We start from the raw sequence: 17,152 nt of genomic DNA, 5'->3' as shown, positions 1-17,152 counted from the left end.
CCCTTCCAGTAGCCGTTATCACTGACGTTGGATAAGCGGTTGAACTTTGTTATCAATAGCCTCTCGCGCACGAAAGATACGTGATCGAACAGTGCCTACCGGGCAATCCATAATGACGGCGATCTCTTCATAGCTCAGGCCGTCCAGTTCCCTGAGGGTGATTGCCATACGCAAGTCCTCGGGTAGCGCCTCGATGGTACGAAAGACAATTTGTTTCAATTCGTCAGACAACATTAAGTTCTCAGGGTTCGAAATTTCTTTTAATGCACCCGCACTTTCGAAATTTTCTGCGTCAATCGCATCCACATCGCTGGATGGCGGACGACGCCCCTGAGCAACCAGGTAATTTTTCGCTGTATTGACCGCAATGCGGTACAGCCAGGTATAAAAGGCGCTATCGCCACGGAATGAATCCAGTGCGCGATACGCTTTGATAAATGATTCCTGTACGACATCAGGCACATCACCTGAAGGTACATAGCGTGAAACCAGGCTCGCCACTTTGTGCTGGTAACGAATCACCAGTAAGTTGAAAGCTTTTTGATCTCCCTTCTGAACCCGCTCGACAAGAACCTGATCCGTTAACTGCTCGCTCATCCGAGGTAATGTCTCCCCAAACTTTTCTTACGCATAAAGTAACTGCCAGCACATCTCATTGGTTCTGAGCAAGCATGCGCTTAGAGTTGTGATGTGGTGCGAAGTTCACTTCCCGACCTGATATTTGCCGCTCCGGAATTGATTACACAGGTTGTTCGTTTTCGTTCAGTGTAAGGAGCGCAAATCGCAGGCAGAGTAACCTATGACAACAGCTTTTTCATCATTAAATCCTCCGCCGACAATAAGTTTGGTATAGAAAACAGAGCTCAAATTGTACTGTTTATAACTTAATGATTATCGGTGATTTTTCTGAATTCACACCGTGAATCTGCGAACTTTTGTTTAAAATACTTCACAGCGACCGGCTCAGGGCTTATGCTCAGGGCAATCTTTGTTTAGTAAATTAAACACCATGACAAATGCGAATCCGGATTATCAGTGTGATGTATTGATTGTGGGCAGCGGTGCGGCGGGCCTCTCTTTAGCGCTGCGCCTGGCGAAACAGTATCAGGTCACGGTGCTCAGCAAAGCGCAGGTCAATGAGGGCTCTACGCTTTATGCTCAGGGCGGCATTGCAGCGGTGTTCGATGAGACCGACAGTATTGAAGCGCATATAGAAGATACGCTGATTGCCGGCGCCGGACTGTGCGACCGGGAGGCGGTCTCGTTTATCGCCAGCAATGCCCGGCACTGCGTGCAGTGGCTGATCGACAATGGCGTTGCCTTTGATCTCGATCCGCAGGCCTCAGGCGAGATGCGCTATCACCTGACGCGCGAAGGCGGACACAGCCATCGCCGTATTCTGCACAGTGCCGATGCCACCGGTCATGCGGTTGAAACCACGCTGGTAAGCCAGGCGCTCAGCCACCCCAATATCCGCATTCTGGAACGCACCAACGCGGTCGATCTGATTCTCTCCGATAAAATCGGCCTGCCTGGCCCGCGCCGGGTGGTGGGTGCCTGGATCTGGAACCGTAACCGCGAGCAGGTGGAAACCTGTCAGGCGCGGGCGGTGGTGCTGGCGACCGGCGGCGCAGCCAAAGTGTATCAGTACACCACGAATCCTGACGTCGCCTCCGGTGACGGGATCGCGATGGCCTGGCGTGCGGGCTGCCGGGTCGCCAACCTTGAATTTAATCAGTTTCATCCCACCTGCCTGTTTCATCCCCAGGCGCAGAACTTCCTGCTGACTGAAGCCCTGCGCGGAGAGGGCGCCTGGCTGGTGCGTCCCGATGGCAGCCGTTTCATGCCCGATTTTGATGAGCGCGCCGAGCTGGCTCCGCGCGATATCGTCGCACGTGCCATCGATCATGAGATGAAGCGGCTGGGCGTGGACTGCATGTATCTGGATATCAGCCATCAGCCGGAAGAGTTTGTGCGCGCCCACTTCCCGATGATCTATGAAAAGCTGCTGACCTTTGGCTTCGACCTGACCCGGGAACCGATCCCGATCGTGCCTGCCGCCCACTATACCTGTGGCGGCGTGATGGTGGATCAGCATGGGCAGAGTGACGTCAGCGGCCTGTATGCCATCGGTGAGGTGAGCTACACCGGCCTGCACGGTGCGAACCGCATGGCCTCCAACTCACTGCTGGAGTGCCTGGTCTATGGCTGGTCAGCCGCCGAAGCGCTGATCCAGAGCCTGCCTGGCATAGAGGCTGTGACCACCCTGCCCGCCTGGGATGAGAGCCAGGTCGATGATGCCGATGAGCGCGTCGTCATCCAGCACAACTGGCATGAGCTGCGGCTCTTCATGTGGGATTATGTCGGCATTGTGCGTACGACCCGACGACTGGAGCGGGCTTTGCGCCGCATCACCCTGCTTCAGCAGGAGATCGATGAGTATTACCGTCACTTCCGCCTCTCCAATCATCTCCTTGAGCTGCGGAATCTGGTTCAGGTGGCGGATCTGATGGTGCGCTGTGCGCTGGAGCGAAAAGAGAGTCGCGGCCTGCACTACATTCGCGACTACCCGAACCTGCTGCCTGAGGCGCTACCGACAATTCTGACGCCGCCCGGCTACATAAAGAGATAGAACGCCCGCGTCAGGCTGCACCACTCATCCGAATAGTGGGTGTCTGCTGCGCGGATAGCGAGCCGCTCCAGCAGGGTTTCGCCAGGCTGCGGCGAAAAGCCCAGCACAACCCGGTGCGGCGGACGATGGGCATACTCCGCCACATCCAGGCGCGAACGCAGATGCCAGCCATCCGCCTCTGCCAGCGCGATAAAATCCTGGCCGATGGCGGCAGGCAGCACCACGCAGAACATCCCCTCCTCCTCAATCAGTAACGCCGCGCTGCGCAGTAACGTCTGATGGTCGAGCGAGGCTGTGGCACGGGCGCTGTCCCGCGCTGGCGTAGAACAGGCCACGCCAGGCGCAAAGTAAGGGGGATTGCTGACGATGAGGGAATAGCGTGCTGTGGACTCCTCTGCCCAGGAGGCGATGTCGTGCTGATGCACCCGGATTCGTTCAGGCCACGGCGACTGCTGCACATTCTCCTGCGCCTGCTGCGCGGCCTCTGGCTCTAATTCAACCGCATCGACCAGCACCTGCGACGGTGTACGCTGCGCCAGCATCAGGGCAATCAGCCCGCTGCCGCTGCCGATATCCAGAATGCGCCTGACCCCGGCCACCGGTGCCCAGGCCCCGAGCAGAATGGCATCGGTTCCTACTTTCATCGCACAGCGATCGTGTGCGACAAAAAATTGTTTAAAGGTAAAACCGTTCTTGTTTAACTGTGGCCGTTCACGCGGCTTATCCTGCATCATTGTTCACTACCATCGTTTTTTCCTGCCGTCCGGCAGCGCATGAGTGTAACGTGGCAACAGAGGGAATTCACGCGGCAGACAACCCCAGGCGCAGCGGAAACGGATTAACAGATGAAGATTCAGTCTGATCTGTCTATAATCAGCGCCCCAAACTGAGGTAGACCATGACAGTAACCACATTTTCCGAACTCGAACTCGACGAAAGCCTGCTACAAGCGTTGCAGGAAAAAGGCTTCACGCGTCCAACAGTGATTCAGGCTGCTGCAATTCCGCCCGCGCTGGAGGGCCGCGACGTTCTGGGTTCGGCACCTACCGGGACCGGGAAAACCGCCGCCTATCTGTTACCGGCGCTGCAGCACCTGCTTGATTTTCCGCGCAAGAAATCTGGCCCGCCACGCATCCTGATTGTGACCCCGACTCGCGAACTGGCGATGCAGGTCGCCGAACACGCGCGTGAACTGGCGAAACATACCCATCTGGATATCGCGACCATCACGGGCGGCGTGGCCTACATGAACCACGCCGAAGTGTTCAGCGAAAACCAGGATATCGTGGTCGCGACCACCGGCCGCCTGCTGCAGTATATTAAAGAAGAGAACTTCGACTGCCGCGCTGTGGAAACGCTGGTGCTGGATGAAGCGGACCGTATGCTGGATATGGGCTTCGCCCAGGATATCGAAACCATCGCGGCTGAAACGCGCTGGCGCAAACAGACCCTGCTCTTCTCCGCCACGCTGGAAGGCGACAACATCCGCGATTTCGCCGAACGTCTGCTGAACGATCCGGTTGAGCTGGAAGCGGATCCGAGCCGTCGCGAGCGCAAAAAGATCCAGCAGTGGTACTACCGCGCTGACGATCTTGAGCACAAAACCAAACTACTGATTCATCTGCTGAAGCAGCCGGAAGTGACGCGCAGCATCGTGTTCGTGCGTAAGCGTGAGCGTCTGCATGAGCTGGTGAGCTGGCTGCACGAAGCGGGGATTCGCACCAGCTATCTGGAAGGCGAAATGGTGCAGGCGAAGCGTAACGAAGCGATCAAACGTCTGAGTGAAGGACGGGTGAACGTGCTGGTTGCCACCGACGTTGCGGCGCGTGGCATCGACGTTGAAGATGTCAGCCACGTCTTCAACTATGACATGACGCGCACCGCCGATACCTATCTGCACCGTATTGGCCGTACCGGCCGCGCCGGTCGTAAAGGCATCGCCATCTCGCTGGTCGAAGCGCACGATTATGTCCTGCTGGGTAAAATCACCCGCTACGTTAATGAGCCGATTAAAGCGCGCGTCATTGACGAGCTGCGTCCGGTGACCCGCGCTCCAAGTGCGAAAACCACCGGCAAACCGTCGAAAAAGGTGCTGGCTAAGCGCGCAGAGAAGAAAGCGAGCGAAACTGAAAAACCCCGCGTGAAAAAACGCCATCGTGACGCCAAAAATATCGGCAAACGCCGTAAGGCAAGCGGCAGCGCGGCCGCTAACGAGAATGCGGAATAAAACAGCGCTTAAACAAAAAAATCGCCTCTGATGAGGCGATTTTTTTTAGCTGACAGCTGTTAACAGCCTTTTCACACCATTTTACCTGCCTGATCGCGTTGCTGGCGATCCTCACTGACCGGCTCGCTGCACATGACTCTCTATCTTGCTGATAAGGATGATAAAATCTGCTGTGTGCGCTTTGCGTTTATTTTCAGCGTCCGATCACTCAGGCCACTTAAAGACTTTCGGTAAAAGTACGGGCAATCACGTCACGCTGCTGTTCAGGAGTCAGTGAGTTGAAGCGCACGGCATAACCCGACACGCGGATGGTCAATTGCGGGTAGTTTTCCGGGTGCTTCACCGCATCTTCCAGCGTTTCACGACGCAGCACGTTGACGTTCAGATGCTGACCGCCTTCAACACGCACCTGCGGTTTGATTTCTACCGGAACTTCACGATAAGCAAATTCGCCCAGCTCGCTGATAGCCACAACCTGGTCTTCTTCATAACCCCCGGCGGCACAGAGGCAACGCGCCTGAGCTTTCTCTTCGTCCAGCAGCCAGAAGGAGTTCAGCAGGTTGGCATGGTTGGATTGAGTGATCTGGATTCCTGTGATCATCTTTGCATCTCCCGAATAATAGGTGAATAAATCAAATTTAAGGCTCCGGTATACCACCCATCCTTTCGACCGGCCTTGACCTGCATCAATCTTCACCCGGCGCTCCGTGGCCATTCAGGCTAACCCGTTGATCTGAAAATGCATTGCTTCTTAACTTTATTTGTATTTTTCAAATTTATTTTACCTTCAGCTGGGCGGCAGGAACGGCTAAGCTTACGGCACTAACGGAAAGGGAGTTGAACATGGCTGAAAAGCTGACCTGGCACGACGTGCTGGCTGAAGAGAAACAGAAACCCTATTTTGTCGAGACGATGAAGCTGGTCGCCGATGAACGCGCTGCGGGGGTCACCGTCTATCCGCCGCAGAAAGATGTCTTTAATGCCTTTCGCCTGACGGAACTGGGCGACGTCAATGTCGTCATCCTCGGCCAGGACCCCTATCATGGCCCTCACCAGGCACATGGCCTGGCCTTCTCTGTGCTGCCAGGCGTACAGGTGCCGCCATCCCTGCAAAATATCTATAAAGAGTTGCAGCAGGATATTCCGGGCTTTGAGAAACCCAGTCACGGCTTCCTGGAGAGCTGGGCGAAACAGGGTGTGATGCTGCTGAACACCGTTTTAACGGTCGAAGCGGGCAAAGCGCACTCTCATGCGCGATTCGGCTGGGAGACGTTTACCGATAATGTGATTGCAGCAATCAATCAGCATCGTGAAGGGGTCATTTTTCTGCTATGGGGATCGCATGCCCAGAAGAAAGGCAGCATCATCGATCGCCAGCGCCATCATGTGTTGCAGGCGCCGCACCCTTCGCCGCTCTCTGCGCATCGCGGCTTTTTTGGCAGCCACCATTTCTCAAAAACCAACGAACTGCTCAGCGCGGCCGGTAAAAAACCGGTGGACTGGACGCCGGTATTACCGGACTGACGCCAGAATGCACACGGCCGCGTCAGTGCGCGGCCGTGTAGCGGGATTCCGGTGCTGAATCAGCCTTTAGCTTTGGCAACGGCAACCATCGCCGGACGCAGCAGGCGACCATTCAGCGTATAACCACGCTGCATCACCAGCATGACATGGTTAGGCTCGAACTCTTCAGACTCCATCATCGACATCGCCTGATGCACTTCGGGGTTAAACGGCACGCCGGTTTCGCCGACCACTTCAACACCGAATTTACGCACGGCACCCAGCAGACCTTTCAGAGTCAGTTCAACCCCTTCGATCATAGGCGCCAGCTGTGAATCTTCTTTGTTCGCCACTTCCAGCGCGCGCTCAAGGCTGTCGATAACCGGCAGCAGTTCGTTGGCAAATTTCTCCAGCGCAAATTTGTGCGCCTTCTCAACGTCCATTTCCGCACGACGACGAATGTTTTCGACTTCAGCCTGCGCACGCAGCTGAGCATCACGCACGCCGGTCTGCGACTGCGCTAATTCAGCTTCGAGCTGAGCGATACGCTCATCACGCGGATCCACCTCTGCCGCTGTCTCCGCTTCCTGAGGTTGCTGCTGATCCTGCTGAATTTCGTCTGAGACTTGCTCGTTTGGGGTGTTCTGTTCTTTACTACTCATGAATTTCTCCGCGTTTTGCACATTCATTTCGCTGGTTGGCTTATTATGGGGATTGAAATAGCGGTTTCAAGGGAACCTGTCACATTGCCTTGCCGTTTTGGCTTATAAGGAACACCGACCAGATGAACAAACACTTTAACTGCATTGGTATTGTGGGTCATCCACGCCATCCCACCGCGCTAACCACGCATGAGATGCTCTGGCGCTGGCTGACAGCCAAAGGTTATCAAGTGATCGTCGAGCAACAGATTGCGCAGGAGCTGTCGCTTCACGATGTGCAGACCGGCACGCTGGCGGAGATTGGTCAGCAGGCCGATTTAGCGGTGGTAGTAGGCGGTGATGGCAACATGCTGGGTGCCGCGCGCGTGCTGGCCCGTTACGACATTAAAGTGATTGGAATAAACCGCGGTAACCTCGGCTTCCTTACCGACCTCGACCCCGACAATGCGCAGCAGCAGCTGGATGAGGTGCTGCAGGGCAACTATTTTGTCGAGAGCCGCTTTCTGCTGGAAGCGCAGGTGTGCAAATCGGCCTGTTCGCCGCGCATCGGCACCGCCATCAACGAGGTGGTACTCCATCCCGGCAAAGTCGCACACATGATCGAATTTGAGGTTTATATCGATGAGGTGTTCGCCTTTTCGCAGCGCTCTGACGGACTGATTATCTCCACCCCTACCGGCTCGACCGCATACTCGCTCTCTGCGGGTGGCCCGATTCTGACACCGTCGCTGGAAGCGATCGTGCTGGTGCCGATGTTCCCGCATACGCTCTCGGCGCGGCCGCTGGTCATCAACAGCAGCAGCACCATCCGCCTGCGCTTTTCGTCCCGCCGCAGCGACCTGGAAATCAGCTGCGACAGTCAGATCGCCCTGCCGATACAGGAGGGCGAGGATGTCCTGATCCGGCGCAGCAATCATCACCTCAACCTGATTCACCCTAAAAACTACAGCTATTTCAACACGCTGAGCTCTAAGCTGGGCTGGTCAAAAAAATTGTTCTGAAAAGGGGTACAGCCTCTTTACTGGATAAAAAACCAGTTTATACTGTATGAAAAACCATATGTGTTTATTCGTACAGGTGAACCTATGCTGGCCCAACTGACCATCAGTAATTTCGCTATCGTTCGTGAGCTCGACATTGATTTCCACCGCGGCATGACAGCCATCACGGGTGAGACCGGTGCCGGTAAGTCCATCGCGATTGATGCGCTGGGATTATGTCTTGGCGGTCGTGCTGACGCCGACATGGTGCGTCAGGGAGCCAGCCGGGCTGACCTGTGTGCCCGCTTCCAGCTTAAGGCCTCCCCTTCAGCCCAGCGCTGGCTGCTGGATAATCAGCTGGATGATGGCAACGAGTGTCTGCTGCGCCGGGTGATCAGCGCCGATGGCCGTTCGCGCGGCTTTATCAACGGCACCGCGGTCCCGCTCTCTCAGCTGCGCGACCTTGGTCAGCTGCTGATTCAGATCCACGGTCAGCATGCCCATCAGCTTCTGCTTAAACCCGATCACCAGAAACATCTGCTGGATGCCTATGCCGGTCATGATGATCTGCTGCAGCGCATGCGTGCCAGCTATCAGACCTGGCATCAGAGCTGCCGTACCCTGGCGCTGCATCAGCAGCAGGCGCAGGAGCGCGAAGCGCGTCGCGAACTGTTGCAGTATCAGCTCAAAGAGCTGAACGACTTTGCCCCGCAGCCGGGTGAATATGAGCAGATCGACGAAGAATACAAGCGTCTGGCAAACAGCGGCCAGCTGCTGTCAACCAGCCAGCAGGCGCTGCAGATGCTCTCCGACAGTGATGACACCAATCTCAACAGCCTGCTCTACAGCGCCCGTGAGCTGATTTCTGAGCTGACCTCGCTGGATGAGAAGCTGAACGGCGTGCATAACCTGCTGGAAGAGGCAGCTATCCAGCTGAGCGAAGCGAGCGATGAGCTGCGTCACTACTGTGACAGCCTCGATCTGGACCCTAATCGCCTGTACGAACTGGAAAAACGTATTTCACGCCAGATTGCCCTGGCGCGTAAGCATCACGTCACGCCAGAAGCGCTGCCTGAACTGCATCGGCAGCTGCTGGATGAAGCGGAGCTGCTGTCACAGCACGAAAGCGATCAGGAGAGCCTGCAATCGCTGGTCGGTGAGCACTATCAGGCGGCTCTTAAGAGCGCCGAAGAGCTTCATCAGCAGCGCAGCCACTTTGCAGACGAGCTGCAGCAGCTGATTACCCAGAGCATGCATCTGCTCTCGATGCCGCACGGCCAGTTTAAAATCGCCCTGACTTTTAACCCGGATCAGCTGACGGCTGACGGCGCAAGCCGCGTCGACTTCCAGGTCACTACTAACCCTGGTCAGCCGCTGCAGCCGCTGGGTAAAGTGGCGTCAGGCGGTGAGCTGTCACGTATCGCGCTGGCGATTCAGGTGATCACCGCGAAGAAAATGGAAACGCCAGCAATGATTTTTGATGAGGTTGATGTCGGTATCAGCGGCCCGACCGCCGCCGTCGTAGGTAAACTGCTGCGTCAGCTGGGTGAATCGACGCAGGTTATGTGTGTCACGCACCTGCCGCAGGTGGCCGGTTGCGGTCATCAGCACTTCTTTGTGAGCAAAGAGACCGACGGCGCAATGACTGAAACCCACATGCAGCCGCTGGACAAGCGGGCGCGCCTGCAGGAACTGGCACGACTGCTGGGCGGCAGCGAGGTCACCCGCAACACCCTGGCGAATGCAAAAGAACTTTTAGCCGCCTAGCAGCGCACTTTTTTAACCTGACGGGGTCATATGCTTGCTCTGCAGAGGTTTCCAACAGCGAAAAGGTTTATTATCATCGGCACTTATGTCGCCAGAGTAATAAAGCCTGCCGCAGGCAGAGTTCAGATTTTGATGGCAATAAAATCGCCTGTTGAGGCGTTTGGCCCCGGAAAAGGAATGTATAGATGCGCTGTAAAACGCTGACTGCCGCGGCAGTGGTAATGTTGATGATGACCGCCGGATGTTCCACTTTAGAGCGCGTGGTCTACCGTCCTGATATCAACCAGGGCAACTATCTGGTTGCCAACGATGTGGCCAAGATCCATACCGGTATGACACAGCAGCAGGTGGCTTACACCCTCGGCACGCCGATGATGAAAGACCCGTTTGGCAGCAACGTCTGGTATTACATCTTCCGTCAGGAACCCGGTCATGAGCGCGTCAAACAGCAGACGCTGACGCTGACCTTTGATGGCAACGGTGTGCTGACCAACATCGACAATAAGCCAAATCTCTCTCAGAACAGCGATTAATCACGCGGCAGAGAGTCTGAAAAACAGGCAGCAAAAAGGCGCACCGAGCGCCTTTTTTTATGTCCGTTATCTGCAAAGCCAGACAGAACTTATTTTTTGCTCACCGCAGCCCGCTCTGCACGCTGGCGACGAAGCTCTTTAGGATCGGCAATCAGCGGGCGATAAACTTCGATACGATCGCCCTCATTCACCTCATCATCCAGCTTCACCGGCCGACTGTAGACGCCGACCTTGTTGCTGGCGAGGTCAATTTCGCGACGCAGCTCCAGTAATCCTGATTTTACGATGGCCTGTTCTACCGTGCTGCCCTGCTCCACTTTGACGTAGAGCTGATACTGCTTTTCAGGCAACGCATAGACCACCTCAACGGCGATATCAGGCACTGTAGACCTCTTTGGCGCGCTGGGTGAAAGCCTGCACCATGCTGTTGGCAAGCTCTTTGAAGATGCGTCCAAAGGCCATCTCTACCAGCATATTGGTGAATTCAAACTCCAGGCTTAATTCGACTTTGCAGGCATCATCGCCCAGCGAGACGAACTTCCATCCGCCGGTCAGCTTACGGAACGGGCCGTCAACCAGCTGCATATGGATGCTCTGGTTATCCGTCAGGGTGTTACGGGTGGTAAAGGTTTTGCTGATACCCGCTTTCGAGACATCCACAGACGCCGTCATCTGATTCTCTGACGCATCCAGCACGCGGCTTCCGGTGCAACCCGGCAGGAATTGCGGATAGGCATCCACATCATTTACAAGTTTGTACATCTGCCCGGCACTAAACGGGACCAGTGCCGAACGACTAATCTGAGCCATAATGGTTCCTGTTCATCAAGAAACCGCTGAATAATAGCATTTTCAGCGATCAAACAAAAATGTCCCTGGTAAAGGGTGTGCTAGAATATCCCGTTTCCTGCTGCCCCGCTGGACTGGGGATGCGATAACCGACTAAGTGATGTAAAATACGCCTCATTATGACAAAGAAAAAAGCACACAAACCCGGTTCGGCCACTGTTGCCATGAACAAACGCGCCCGCCACGAATACTTCATCGAAGAGGAGTATGAAGCGGGATTATCGTTACAGGGATGGGAAGTTAAATCACTTCGTGCCGGTAAAGCCAACATCAGCGACAGCTATATTCTGCTGCGCGATGGCGAAGCGTTCCTGTTCGGTTCAACCTTTCAACCCTTAGCGGTTGCGTCCAGCCATGTGGTCTGTGACCCGACCCGTAACCGTAAGCTCCTGCTGAAGCAACGCGAACTCGACTCCCTCTATGGGCGCGTTAACCGCGAAGGTTACACCCTCGTGGCGCTGTCGCTTTACTGGAAGAACGCCTGGTGCAAACTGAAGATTGGTGTGGCACGCGGTAAGAAAGAGCACGACAAGCGCGACGACATCAAAGATCGTGAATGGAAATTAGACAAAGCCCGTATCATGAAGAATTCAGCGCGCTAAGCACTGGATTTTATGCTGTTTAATTGCTAATATTTGAAGTTCTGGGGCTGATTCTGGATTCGACGGGATTGTGAAGCCTTAGGAGCATGCCGAGGGGCGGTTTGCCTCGTAAAAAGCCGCAAAAAAATAGTCGCAAACGACGAAAACTACGCTTTAGCAGCTTAATAACCTGCTCTGAGCCCTCTCTCCCTAGCTTCCGCTCTTAAGACGGGGATCAAGAGAGGTCAAACCCAAAAGAGATCGCGTGGATGCCCTGCCTGGGGTTGAAGCGTTAAATCCAATCAGGCTAGTCTGTCAGTGGCGTGTCTGTTCGCAGCTGACCGGCGAATGTAAAAACTGACTAAGCATGTAGTGCCGACGGTGTAGTAATTTCGGACGCGGGTTCAACTCCCGCCAGCTCCACCACACAATGATCCGGATACGTCCGGTGAAATCCTGAAAGCCCGCACGGCACAAGCCCTGCGGGCTTTTTTGTGTCTGTGATAGTCCGAGCAAATCCGGCTAAATCCGGTGATAATTGGTATACGAATTGGTATACGGTAGAATGTATGCCAATAACGTATACCAATTCAGGCAGGAAACACAGGCATGGCAAGGACTACGCGCCCGCTGACCAATACAGAAGTGCTGCGTGCTAAAGCAACAGAGAAAGATCTGACATTGCACGATGGCGATGGACTATTCCTGATAGTGAAAACTAGCGGGAAGAAACTGTGGCGTTTTCGTTATCAACGCCCAAACACGAAGCAACGAACGATGATTGGCTTAGGTGCTTTTCCTGCGCTTTCTCTTGCTAACGCAAGAGGACTTAGAGCTGAATATCTAGCTTTGTTAGCCAATGGCATTGATCCACAGGTACAAGCAGAAGTTGCGGAGGAACAGCAACAAATTGAACTAGATAGTATTTTCTCAACAGTGGCCGCTAACTGGTTCCAGCTCAAAAGCAAAAGTGTCACTGCCGATTATGCCAAAGACATTTGGAGATCATTGGAGAAAGATGTTTTTCCGTCTGTAGGAAATATTACTGTTCAGAAGATTAAAGCAAGAACACTAGTAGAAGCGTTAGAACCCATTAAAGCACGCGGAGCACTTGAAACTGTGCGCCGTTTGGTTCAGCGGATTAATGAAATAATGATTTATGCAGTTAACATAGGATTGATTGACGCTAACCCAGCATCAGGCATTGGTATGGCTTTCGAGAAGCCTAAAAAGCAGAATATGCCAACGCTGCGGCCAGAAGAGTTACCAAGGCTGATGAAATCATTAGCCATGTCGAATTTATCAGTATCAACTCGCTGCCTAATTGAATGGCAACTCTTGACGCTCGTGAGGCCATCCGAAGCTTCAGGTACTCGTTGGAAGGAGATCGATCTTGATGCAAAAATTTGGATAATTCCAGCTGAGCGTATGAAAGCTAAACGAGAACACTTAGTTCCTCTGTCAAATCAAGCTCTAGAAATTCTTGAAGTTATGAAGCCTATCAGTCTCCATCGAGAATATGTTTTTCCTAGTAGAAATGACCCTAAGCAGCCAATGAATAGCCAGACTGCTAATGCTGCGCTTAAAAGAATCGGATATGGTGGAAAGCTCGTTGCTCATGGGTTAAGGTCTATAGCAAGCACTGCGCTCAATGAAGCCGGATTTAACCCTGATGTTATTGAAGCAGCTTTAGCGCATTCAGATAGAAATGAAGTCAGGAAAGCATACAATCGTTCTACATATCTTTCTCAAAGAGTTGATCTAATGGCTTGGTGGGGCTTAGAAGTCAATAAATAAAGAAGCCGCGCTGTAATTATCGACAGCGCTTTAGAATTACAATCTCCAATCTAAAGTGTTTGGCATTAATAGCTCCCCTTCACTTCTTTTTCTCCCCTCATCCCTTACCATAAATGTAAAAAAGAAAATAGCAGACCTTACTATTTGCAATAAAACTTTAAAGTGACGATTAAAATCAGATTCAGATATCAATCTAATTTTTTTCAAATACATATACGAGTTGTAGGGATCTATCAACTCACTCCCCTCATGAACAACAACTATATTATGCTCTAAATCATTCCTCCAATCTTTATAGAAAGATAACTCCCCATTTTTTCTATCATTTAAATCTGTAGCAAGACTATACAAAGCCAAAATTGCTGGCGTTTTAACCTCCTCAAACCTTTCCCTTCTAGAATCCTTATTTAACTGCCAAAAATTCTCAAAATACACTATCTTATTTGCTGGGTATACATCGTATAACTCACATATCGCAATTGCTATTTTATCTAAAATACCAAAACATATACGGAACGCATTTCTAAGCTTCTCAACACCTAAACTCAGCACTTCGCCATTATGTAATTCCGAGTAACACATTGCGTCATCAATATCTGCCATAGTTTTATATTCAAAAAATGATCGTCTTGCTAGTGAGTATTCAGATTTTAACCTATTTAGAACCATCTCCATTGGAATTATGAAATCACCAGACACGCCATTGTGTGTTGGTAATATGGTTAAATTATCTTTTGCTCCGCCTAAACAAGGGCAATATAGGCCATGTTCAGAAAGAACTAAGTGATTGTCCAATACAAACTTTTGATAATCGTTTAGTTTGTAATACTCTTCCCATGTTTGTTTTTCATCAAGGTCATCTTCTTTTTCTGAAAAAGGTTTGTCAGACATATCACTTATATCTTGAGTAAGCTTATCAACTCGAAATAGATAGTAAGGCTTCCAAGGCGGAGGGACGTTTTCTGAATTAATTGCTTTTAAATATCCAAGCCTAATTTCTCTTATAAGCTTAATTGTATGAGAACCTGACATTTGTAGCAATTGCATCAAGGCTTCCGAACGGTTAACCCACGCCTGTGGAATGTCTTCCTCCGATAAAATCACAGCATCATAATATGATATGGACTCTACAATTCTATATTGCCGCTTAAGTGAGTTCGCCAGATTAACTTTTAACTCTTTGCTATATGTTGAATTGTCATCATCCATTGATTTAAAAGCTTTCCAGTATAAATTCTTAATTTCCACCATATCTTCAATGGTAGTAAAAGTTTGTTCGAAGACATTATTCAAATCCACTAAGTTAGATTTTGCATTCGCGAGATTATAATAAAGCATTGACTCATCAATAACTTCTAAGAAAGAATCAAAATACTTATCCATCATATCGCAACCAAGAATTGAGGCATCTTTATTTGGTTGCATACCTCCTATATCAACAAGGTTTGCAGCGACATTGTAAAGAAGAATGTAATAATTAATCCCATAGATTTCTTCATCGAGCGAATTATAAATTTGTAACGTAAGACTATACGCCTCATCAAATTCGCCATTAGAAACCAGTTTTCTGGCTATGCTGCATAACTCTTGTATATCGCTAGCATTCATACAACGCTCCTTTGTTGTTAATAGCTTTATGACATCAACCTTACAAATTAGTCATCTCATACTTGGTTGACCATCTTTATTCAATTCATGTTTGAGTTAGCTATTATGGTTTTAATATAAGTGTAGGATTCATTTTTTTCCACCAAATGCAAAGTTGATCAGCTACTTGTCAGCGGTAGGTAAAATAACACTCATAGCCGTACCTGAAAGATATCCCAGTTTACCTCAACAAAATCATCAATCAGTTCTTTCGATTGTGTTTACACCATTCTATGGTTGCGCGCTCTCGTAGCCCCGCCACGCCTGCCCGCTTTATGCAGCGGTTTTCATGCACCTGCATGATTAGCTCTGAGCCGGGCCGCTGCTGGCCTTTCCTGCCGTTCCGGGGTGCCAGAGACTCATGCGTTTTCATGCAGCATAGACATGCACTCACGCAGCAGACGTAAAAAAGCCCGGCACGGGCCGGGCTTCGGTGAGTTCCTGTGTCTGAGGCTCAGAAAAGTTTACGCTTGTGGCGGTCGGTTCTGGCTCCCCGGAAAGGATGCGCACCGCTGACGCTCAGCACGTCATCCCTGAACATCAGCGGCTGATTTACGCTCGTCCATCGCTTAATCAGGTTCTGGACATATACGCGGTACAGCGTGTCGGCATCGTTCGCGCCTTCGATAACGCCCGGTGCATGCGTTGAGCCATTCCGTTCAAACTGGCTGTATTTCATCCTTAGCAGGCTGCTCAGCTCTGCGCCGTGAATGATAAAGAAGTCATCAATAAGCGTATCAATACGCTCATCCGTGATGCCCTCATGACAGAACACATAAGCATTTGCCTTGCGCCCCGTCACGTCTGCCACCACCGGCAGCTGCTTTTCCTTTTCGGCAATCAGCCTGGCAAGGTCTGATGCCGTTTCCTGCTGCTCCAGATACTCCGCGCGCAGCGTCTTCATTTCCGGCGTGACGTTGCCGCCATTCTGTCCCAGCAGTTCACGGAAGCGTGCCCGGTTGTCCCGGCTTGCCTGCTCCATTTCAGCCTTACGCTGGCGCAGCTCATTGAGATTTTCAGTGGCGGCGTTTTCGGCCTGTCTTGCCTCCAGCCAGGCCAGCATCTTTGTGTTGAGGTCTTCAATACGTAAACGCCAGTCAGAGGACAGCCCCTTTACCAGTTCGGTGGTGTGGCTGATAACGTCGGCCTCGGGTAATCGCAGGAGCCATCCGGCTTCCTTGAGTGGACGCTGTGCTCTGGCCTGCGCTGTGCCGATACGGTTACCGGCGGCATGAATCTGTTCGTCGGTCATCTGCTGCTGTGTCATGCTGTTTTTCCTCTCTGTCAGGGCTGTGCGTGGCGGTCTTTGCGGGCGCTGGCTGAACCATAGCGGCCCAGCGTCTGCGGCTGGCGAACCGGCACATCATTCTGCCGTTCCGGCTCTACTAATGCGGGCCTATGGGGCTTCATGATGATTTTCTCGACGCTCTCCAGCGCGGTGAAGGTGCAGGAGCAGTCGAGGTTCTGGCACTGGTACCAGGTACGCTTTACGGAGGGCGCTTCATAAGCGCTGGTGCGGGTGTGGGCTACCTGACCACATTCGGGACATTTCAGGGCCATCTCGTTTCCTGTCGGCTGGTTTCAGTAAGTCAATTGTGCCGGGTCTGACACAGCGGCTTCTACCGAAGGGCGTTGTATGACGGACCAGACAAAAGCATTACTTCTGGCGAGCCAGGAAAAGGTCTCACTAAAGCCTGTTATCAGCTTTCAGTTTTATATAAATCCTTCACTATTCTTCACCAGAGAGAAAAAAATAGTAAATACAGTAAGTTAATAGGTGAAGAGTGAAAAAGTAATCCTTCACCCTCTGTTCACCATCGTTCATCAGCAGGTTTTTGGCCTTATTAATTCTTTAGAACGATTGGTTTTAAAGGCTTCCTTATATTGGATCTAAAATTATTGGATAAAACCTTATCAGTACTTTTTGGTGCAGTCTGGTACTATTCACGTACACGCATTTTTTGTGTGGTTTTT

17 protein-coding genes and 1 other RNA gene are annotated in these 17,152 nt (G+C 51.9%); 9 read left to right on the top strand and 9 right to left on the bottom strand.

Annotated features, from left to right (window positions below; all coding sequences use genetic code 11):
* Nucleotides 1–18 precede the first annotated feature (18 nt).
* On the bottom strand, nt 19–597 hold the full coding sequence (rpoE, locus tag F3I47_RS07210; RefSeq protein WP_009088652.1) for an RNA polymerase sigma factor RpoE: 579 nt from the start codon (nt 595–597) through the stop codon (nt 19–21).
* 412 nt (nt 598–1,009) lie between these two features.
* Here rpoE and nadB point away from each other — a divergent pair, with 412 nt between their 5' ends.
* Complete coding sequence (gene nadB, locus F3I47_RS07205) at nt 1,010–2,632, top strand: L-aspartate oxidase (RefSeq protein ID WP_150028988.1); 1,623 nt, start codon at nt 1,010–1,012, stop codon at nt 2,630–2,632.
* On the opposite strand, the gene F3I47_RS07200 is transcribed toward nadB, so the two are convergent.
* The gene (locus tag F3I47_RS07200; RefSeq protein ID WP_150028958.1) at nt 2,617–3,366 is read right to left on the bottom strand and encodes a tRNA1(Val) (adenine(37)-N6)-methyltransferase; all 750 of its coding nucleotides are present in this window, start codon (nt 3,364–3,366) and stop codon (nt 2,617–2,619) included. The genes nadB and F3I47_RS07200 overlap by 16 nt on opposite strands.
* Before the next feature lie 164 nt (nt 3,367–3,530).
* On the opposite strand from F3I47_RS07200, the gene srmB reads away from it, so the two are divergent.
* Nucleotides 3,531–4,859, top strand: coding sequence for an ATP-dependent RNA helicase SrmB (srmB, locus tag F3I47_RS07195; RefSeq protein ID WP_150028959.1), 1,329 nt, complete (start codon nt 3,531–3,533; stop codon nt 4,857–4,859).
* A 217-nt stretch (nt 4,860–5,076) separates the two neighbouring features.
* On the opposite strand, the gene grcA is transcribed toward srmB, so the two are convergent.
* Nucleotides 5,077–5,460, bottom strand: coding sequence for an autonomous glycyl radical cofactor GrcA (gene grcA / locus F3I47_RS07190; protein ID WP_009088643.1), 384 nt, complete (start codon nt 5,458–5,460; stop codon nt 5,077–5,079).
* Nucleotides 5,461–5,702: 242 nt separating this feature from the next.
* Between grcA and ung the strand changes: the two genes are divergently transcribed.
* Complete coding sequence (gene ung, locus F3I47_RS07185; protein WP_150028960.1) at nt 5,703–6,383, top strand: uracil-DNA glycosylase; 681 nt, start codon at nt 5,703–5,705, stop codon at nt 6,381–6,383.
* Between the two features lie 59 nt (nt 6,384–6,442).
* Here the strand turns inward: ung and grpE are convergent, their stop codons facing one another.
* Nucleotides 6,443–7,024, bottom strand: coding sequence for a nucleotide exchange factor GrpE (gene grpE, locus F3I47_RS07180; RefSeq protein WP_009088632.1), 582 nt, complete (start codon nt 7,022–7,024; stop codon nt 6,443–6,445).
* Nucleotides 7,025–7,146: 122 nt separating this feature from the next.
* Here grpE and nadK point away from each other — a divergent pair, with 122 nt between their 5' ends.
* From nadK to bamE, 3 genes are all read left to right on the top strand, one after another.
* Entirely contained in the window at nt 7,147–8,025 is an 879-nt protein-coding gene (nadK, locus tag F3I47_RS07175) for an NAD(+) kinase (RefSeq protein ID WP_009088631.1), read from the top strand.
* An 84-nt stretch (nt 8,026–8,109) separates the two neighbouring features.
* Entirely contained in the window at nt 8,110–9,771 is a 1,662-nt protein-coding gene (recN, locus tag F3I47_RS07170) for a DNA repair protein RecN (RefSeq protein WP_009088630.1), read from the top strand.
* A gap of 185 nt (nt 9,772–9,956) precedes the next feature.
* Nucleotides 9,957–10,304 carry an outer membrane protein assembly factor BamE gene (gene bamE / locus F3I47_RS07165; protein ID WP_009088629.1) on the top strand — a complete coding sequence of 116 codons (348 nt, stop codon included), beginning with the start codon at nt 9,957–9,959 and terminating at the stop codon, nt 10,302–10,304.
* Nucleotides 10,305–10,393: 89 nt separating this feature from the next.
* Here the strand turns inward: bamE and F3I47_RS07160 are convergent, their stop codons facing one another.
* Together F3I47_RS07160 and F3I47_RS07155 are read right to left on the bottom strand one after the other, a co-directional pair.
* On the bottom strand, nt 10,394–10,687 hold the full coding sequence (locus tag F3I47_RS07160) for an RnfH family protein (RefSeq protein WP_140029722.1): 294 nt from the start codon (nt 10,685–10,687) through the stop codon (nt 10,394–10,396).
* Nucleotides 10,680–11,114 carry a type II toxin-antitoxin system RatA family toxin gene (locus F3I47_RS07155; protein ID WP_009088627.1) on the bottom strand — a complete coding sequence of 145 codons (435 nt, stop codon included), beginning with the start codon at nt 11,112–11,114 and terminating at the stop codon, nt 10,680–10,682. Before F3I47_RS07155 ends, F3I47_RS07160 begins: the two co-directional genes overlap by 8 nt.
* 158 nt (nt 11,115–11,272) lie before the next feature.
* Between F3I47_RS07155 and smpB the strand changes: the two genes are divergently transcribed.
* The 3 genes from smpB to F3I47_RS07140 all read left to right on the top strand — a co-directional run bounded on the left by smpB (nt 11,273) and on the right by F3I47_RS07140 (nt 13,531).
* Nucleotides 11,273–11,755 carry an SsrA-binding protein SmpB gene (gene smpB, locus F3I47_RS07150; RefSeq protein WP_009088626.1) on the top strand — a complete coding sequence of 161 codons (483 nt, stop codon included), beginning with the start codon at nt 11,273–11,275 and terminating at the stop codon, nt 11,753–11,755.
* Nucleotides 11,756–11,798: 43 nt separating this feature from the next.
* Nucleotides 11,799–12,160: a transfer-messenger RNA gene (ssrA, locus tag F3I47_RS07145) on the top strand.
* 183 nt (nt 12,161–12,343) lie between these two features.
* The gene (locus tag F3I47_RS07140; protein ID WP_150028961.1) at nt 12,344–13,531 is read left to right on the top strand and encodes an integrase domain-containing protein; all 1,188 of its coding nucleotides are present in this window, start codon (nt 12,344–12,346) and stop codon (nt 13,529–13,531) included.
* 36 nt (nt 13,532–13,567) lie between these two features.
* Here the strand turns inward: F3I47_RS07140 and F3I47_RS07135 are convergent, their stop codons facing one another.
* The 3 genes from F3I47_RS07135 to F3I47_RS07125 form a co-directional block, all read right to left on the bottom strand.
* Nucleotides 13,568–15,139 carry an LA2681 family HEPN domain-containing protein gene (locus tag F3I47_RS07135; RefSeq protein ID WP_150042058.1) on the bottom strand — a complete coding sequence of 524 codons (1,572 nt, stop codon included), beginning with the start codon at nt 15,137–15,139 and terminating at the stop codon, nt 13,568–13,570.
* A 493-nt stretch (nt 15,140–15,632) separates the two neighbouring features.
* Nucleotides 15,633–16,445, bottom strand: coding sequence for a hypothetical protein (locus F3I47_RS07130; protein WP_150028963.1), 813 nt, complete (start codon nt 16,443–16,445; stop codon nt 15,633–15,635).
* A 17-nt stretch (nt 16,446–16,462) separates the two neighbouring features.
* On the bottom strand, nt 16,463–16,738 hold the full coding sequence (locus F3I47_RS07125) for an ogr/Delta-like zinc finger family protein (RefSeq protein WP_111208338.1): 276 nt from the start codon (nt 16,736–16,738) through the stop codon (nt 16,463–16,465).
* Between the last annotated feature and the right edge of the window lie 414 nt (nt 16,739–17,152).

The organism is Pantoea sp. M_10 (assembly GCF_008631515.1).
GTDB classification, from domain to species: domain Bacteria; phylum Pseudomonadota; class Gammaproteobacteria; order Enterobacterales; family Enterobacteriaceae; genus Pantoea; species Pantoea anthophila.
The sequence above is the reverse complement of the archived record's forward strand: the minus strand, read 5'-3'. Positions and strand labels throughout refer to the sequence as shown.

Bases quoted from the DNA above. Each gene is read 5' to 3' on its own strand.
- rpoE (WP_009088652.1), bottom strand. From the start codon at position 597: ATGAGCGAGCAGTTAACGGATCAGGTTCTTGTCGAGCGGGTTCAGAAG.
- F3I47_RS07130 (WP_150028963.1), bottom strand. From the start codon at position 16,445: ATGACACAGCAGCAGATGACCGACGAACAGATTCATGCCGCCGGTAAC.
- F3I47_RS07135 (WP_150042058.1), bottom strand. From the start codon at position 15,139: ATGAATGCTAGCGATATACAAGAGTTATGCAGCATAGCCAGAAAACTG.
- F3I47_RS07140 (WP_150028961.1), top strand. From the start codon at position 12,344: ATGGCAAGGACTACGCGCCCGCTGACCAATACAGAAGTGCTGCGTGCT.
- recN (WP_009088630.1), top strand. From the start codon at position 8,110: ATGCTGGCCCAACTGACCATCAGTAATTTCGCTATCGTTCGTGAGCTC.
- smpB (WP_009088626.1), top strand. From the start codon at position 11,273: ATGACAAAGAAAAAAGCACACAAACCCGGTTCGGCCACTGTTGCCATG.
- F3I47_RS07200 (WP_150028958.1), bottom strand. From the start codon at position 3,366: ATGATGCAGGATAAGCCGCGTGAACGGCCACAGTTAAACAAGAACGGT.
- F3I47_RS07155 (WP_009088627.1), bottom strand. From the start codon at position 11,114: ATGGCTCAGATTAGTCGTTCGGCACTGGTCCCGTTTAGTGCCGGGCAG.
- bamE (WP_009088629.1), top strand. From the start codon at position 9,957: ATGCGCTGTAAAACGCTGACTGCCGCGGCAGTGGTAATGTTGATGATG.
- grpE (WP_009088632.1), bottom strand. From the start codon at position 7,024: ATGAGTAGTAAAGAACAGAACACCCCAAACGAGCAAGTCTCAGACGAA.
- nadK (WP_009088631.1), top strand. From the start codon at position 7,147: ATGAACAAACACTTTAACTGCATTGGTATTGTGGGTCATCCACGCCAT.
- grcA (WP_009088643.1), bottom strand. From the start codon at position 5,460: ATGATCACAGGAATCCAGATCACTCAATCCAACCATGCCAACCTGCTG.
- srmB (WP_150028959.1), top strand. From the start codon at position 3,531: ATGACAGTAACCACATTTTCCGAACTCGAACTCGACGAAAGCCTGCTA.
- ung (WP_150028960.1), top strand. From the start codon at position 5,703: ATGGCTGAAAAGCTGACCTGGCACGACGTGCTGGCTGAAGAGAAACAG.
- nadB (WP_150028988.1), top strand. From the start codon at position 1,010: ATGACAAATGCGAATCCGGATTATCAGTGTGATGTATTGATTGTGGGC.
- F3I47_RS07125 (WP_111208338.1), bottom strand. From the start codon at position 16,738: ATGGCCCTGAAATGTCCCGAATGTGGTCAGGTAGCCCACACCCGCACC.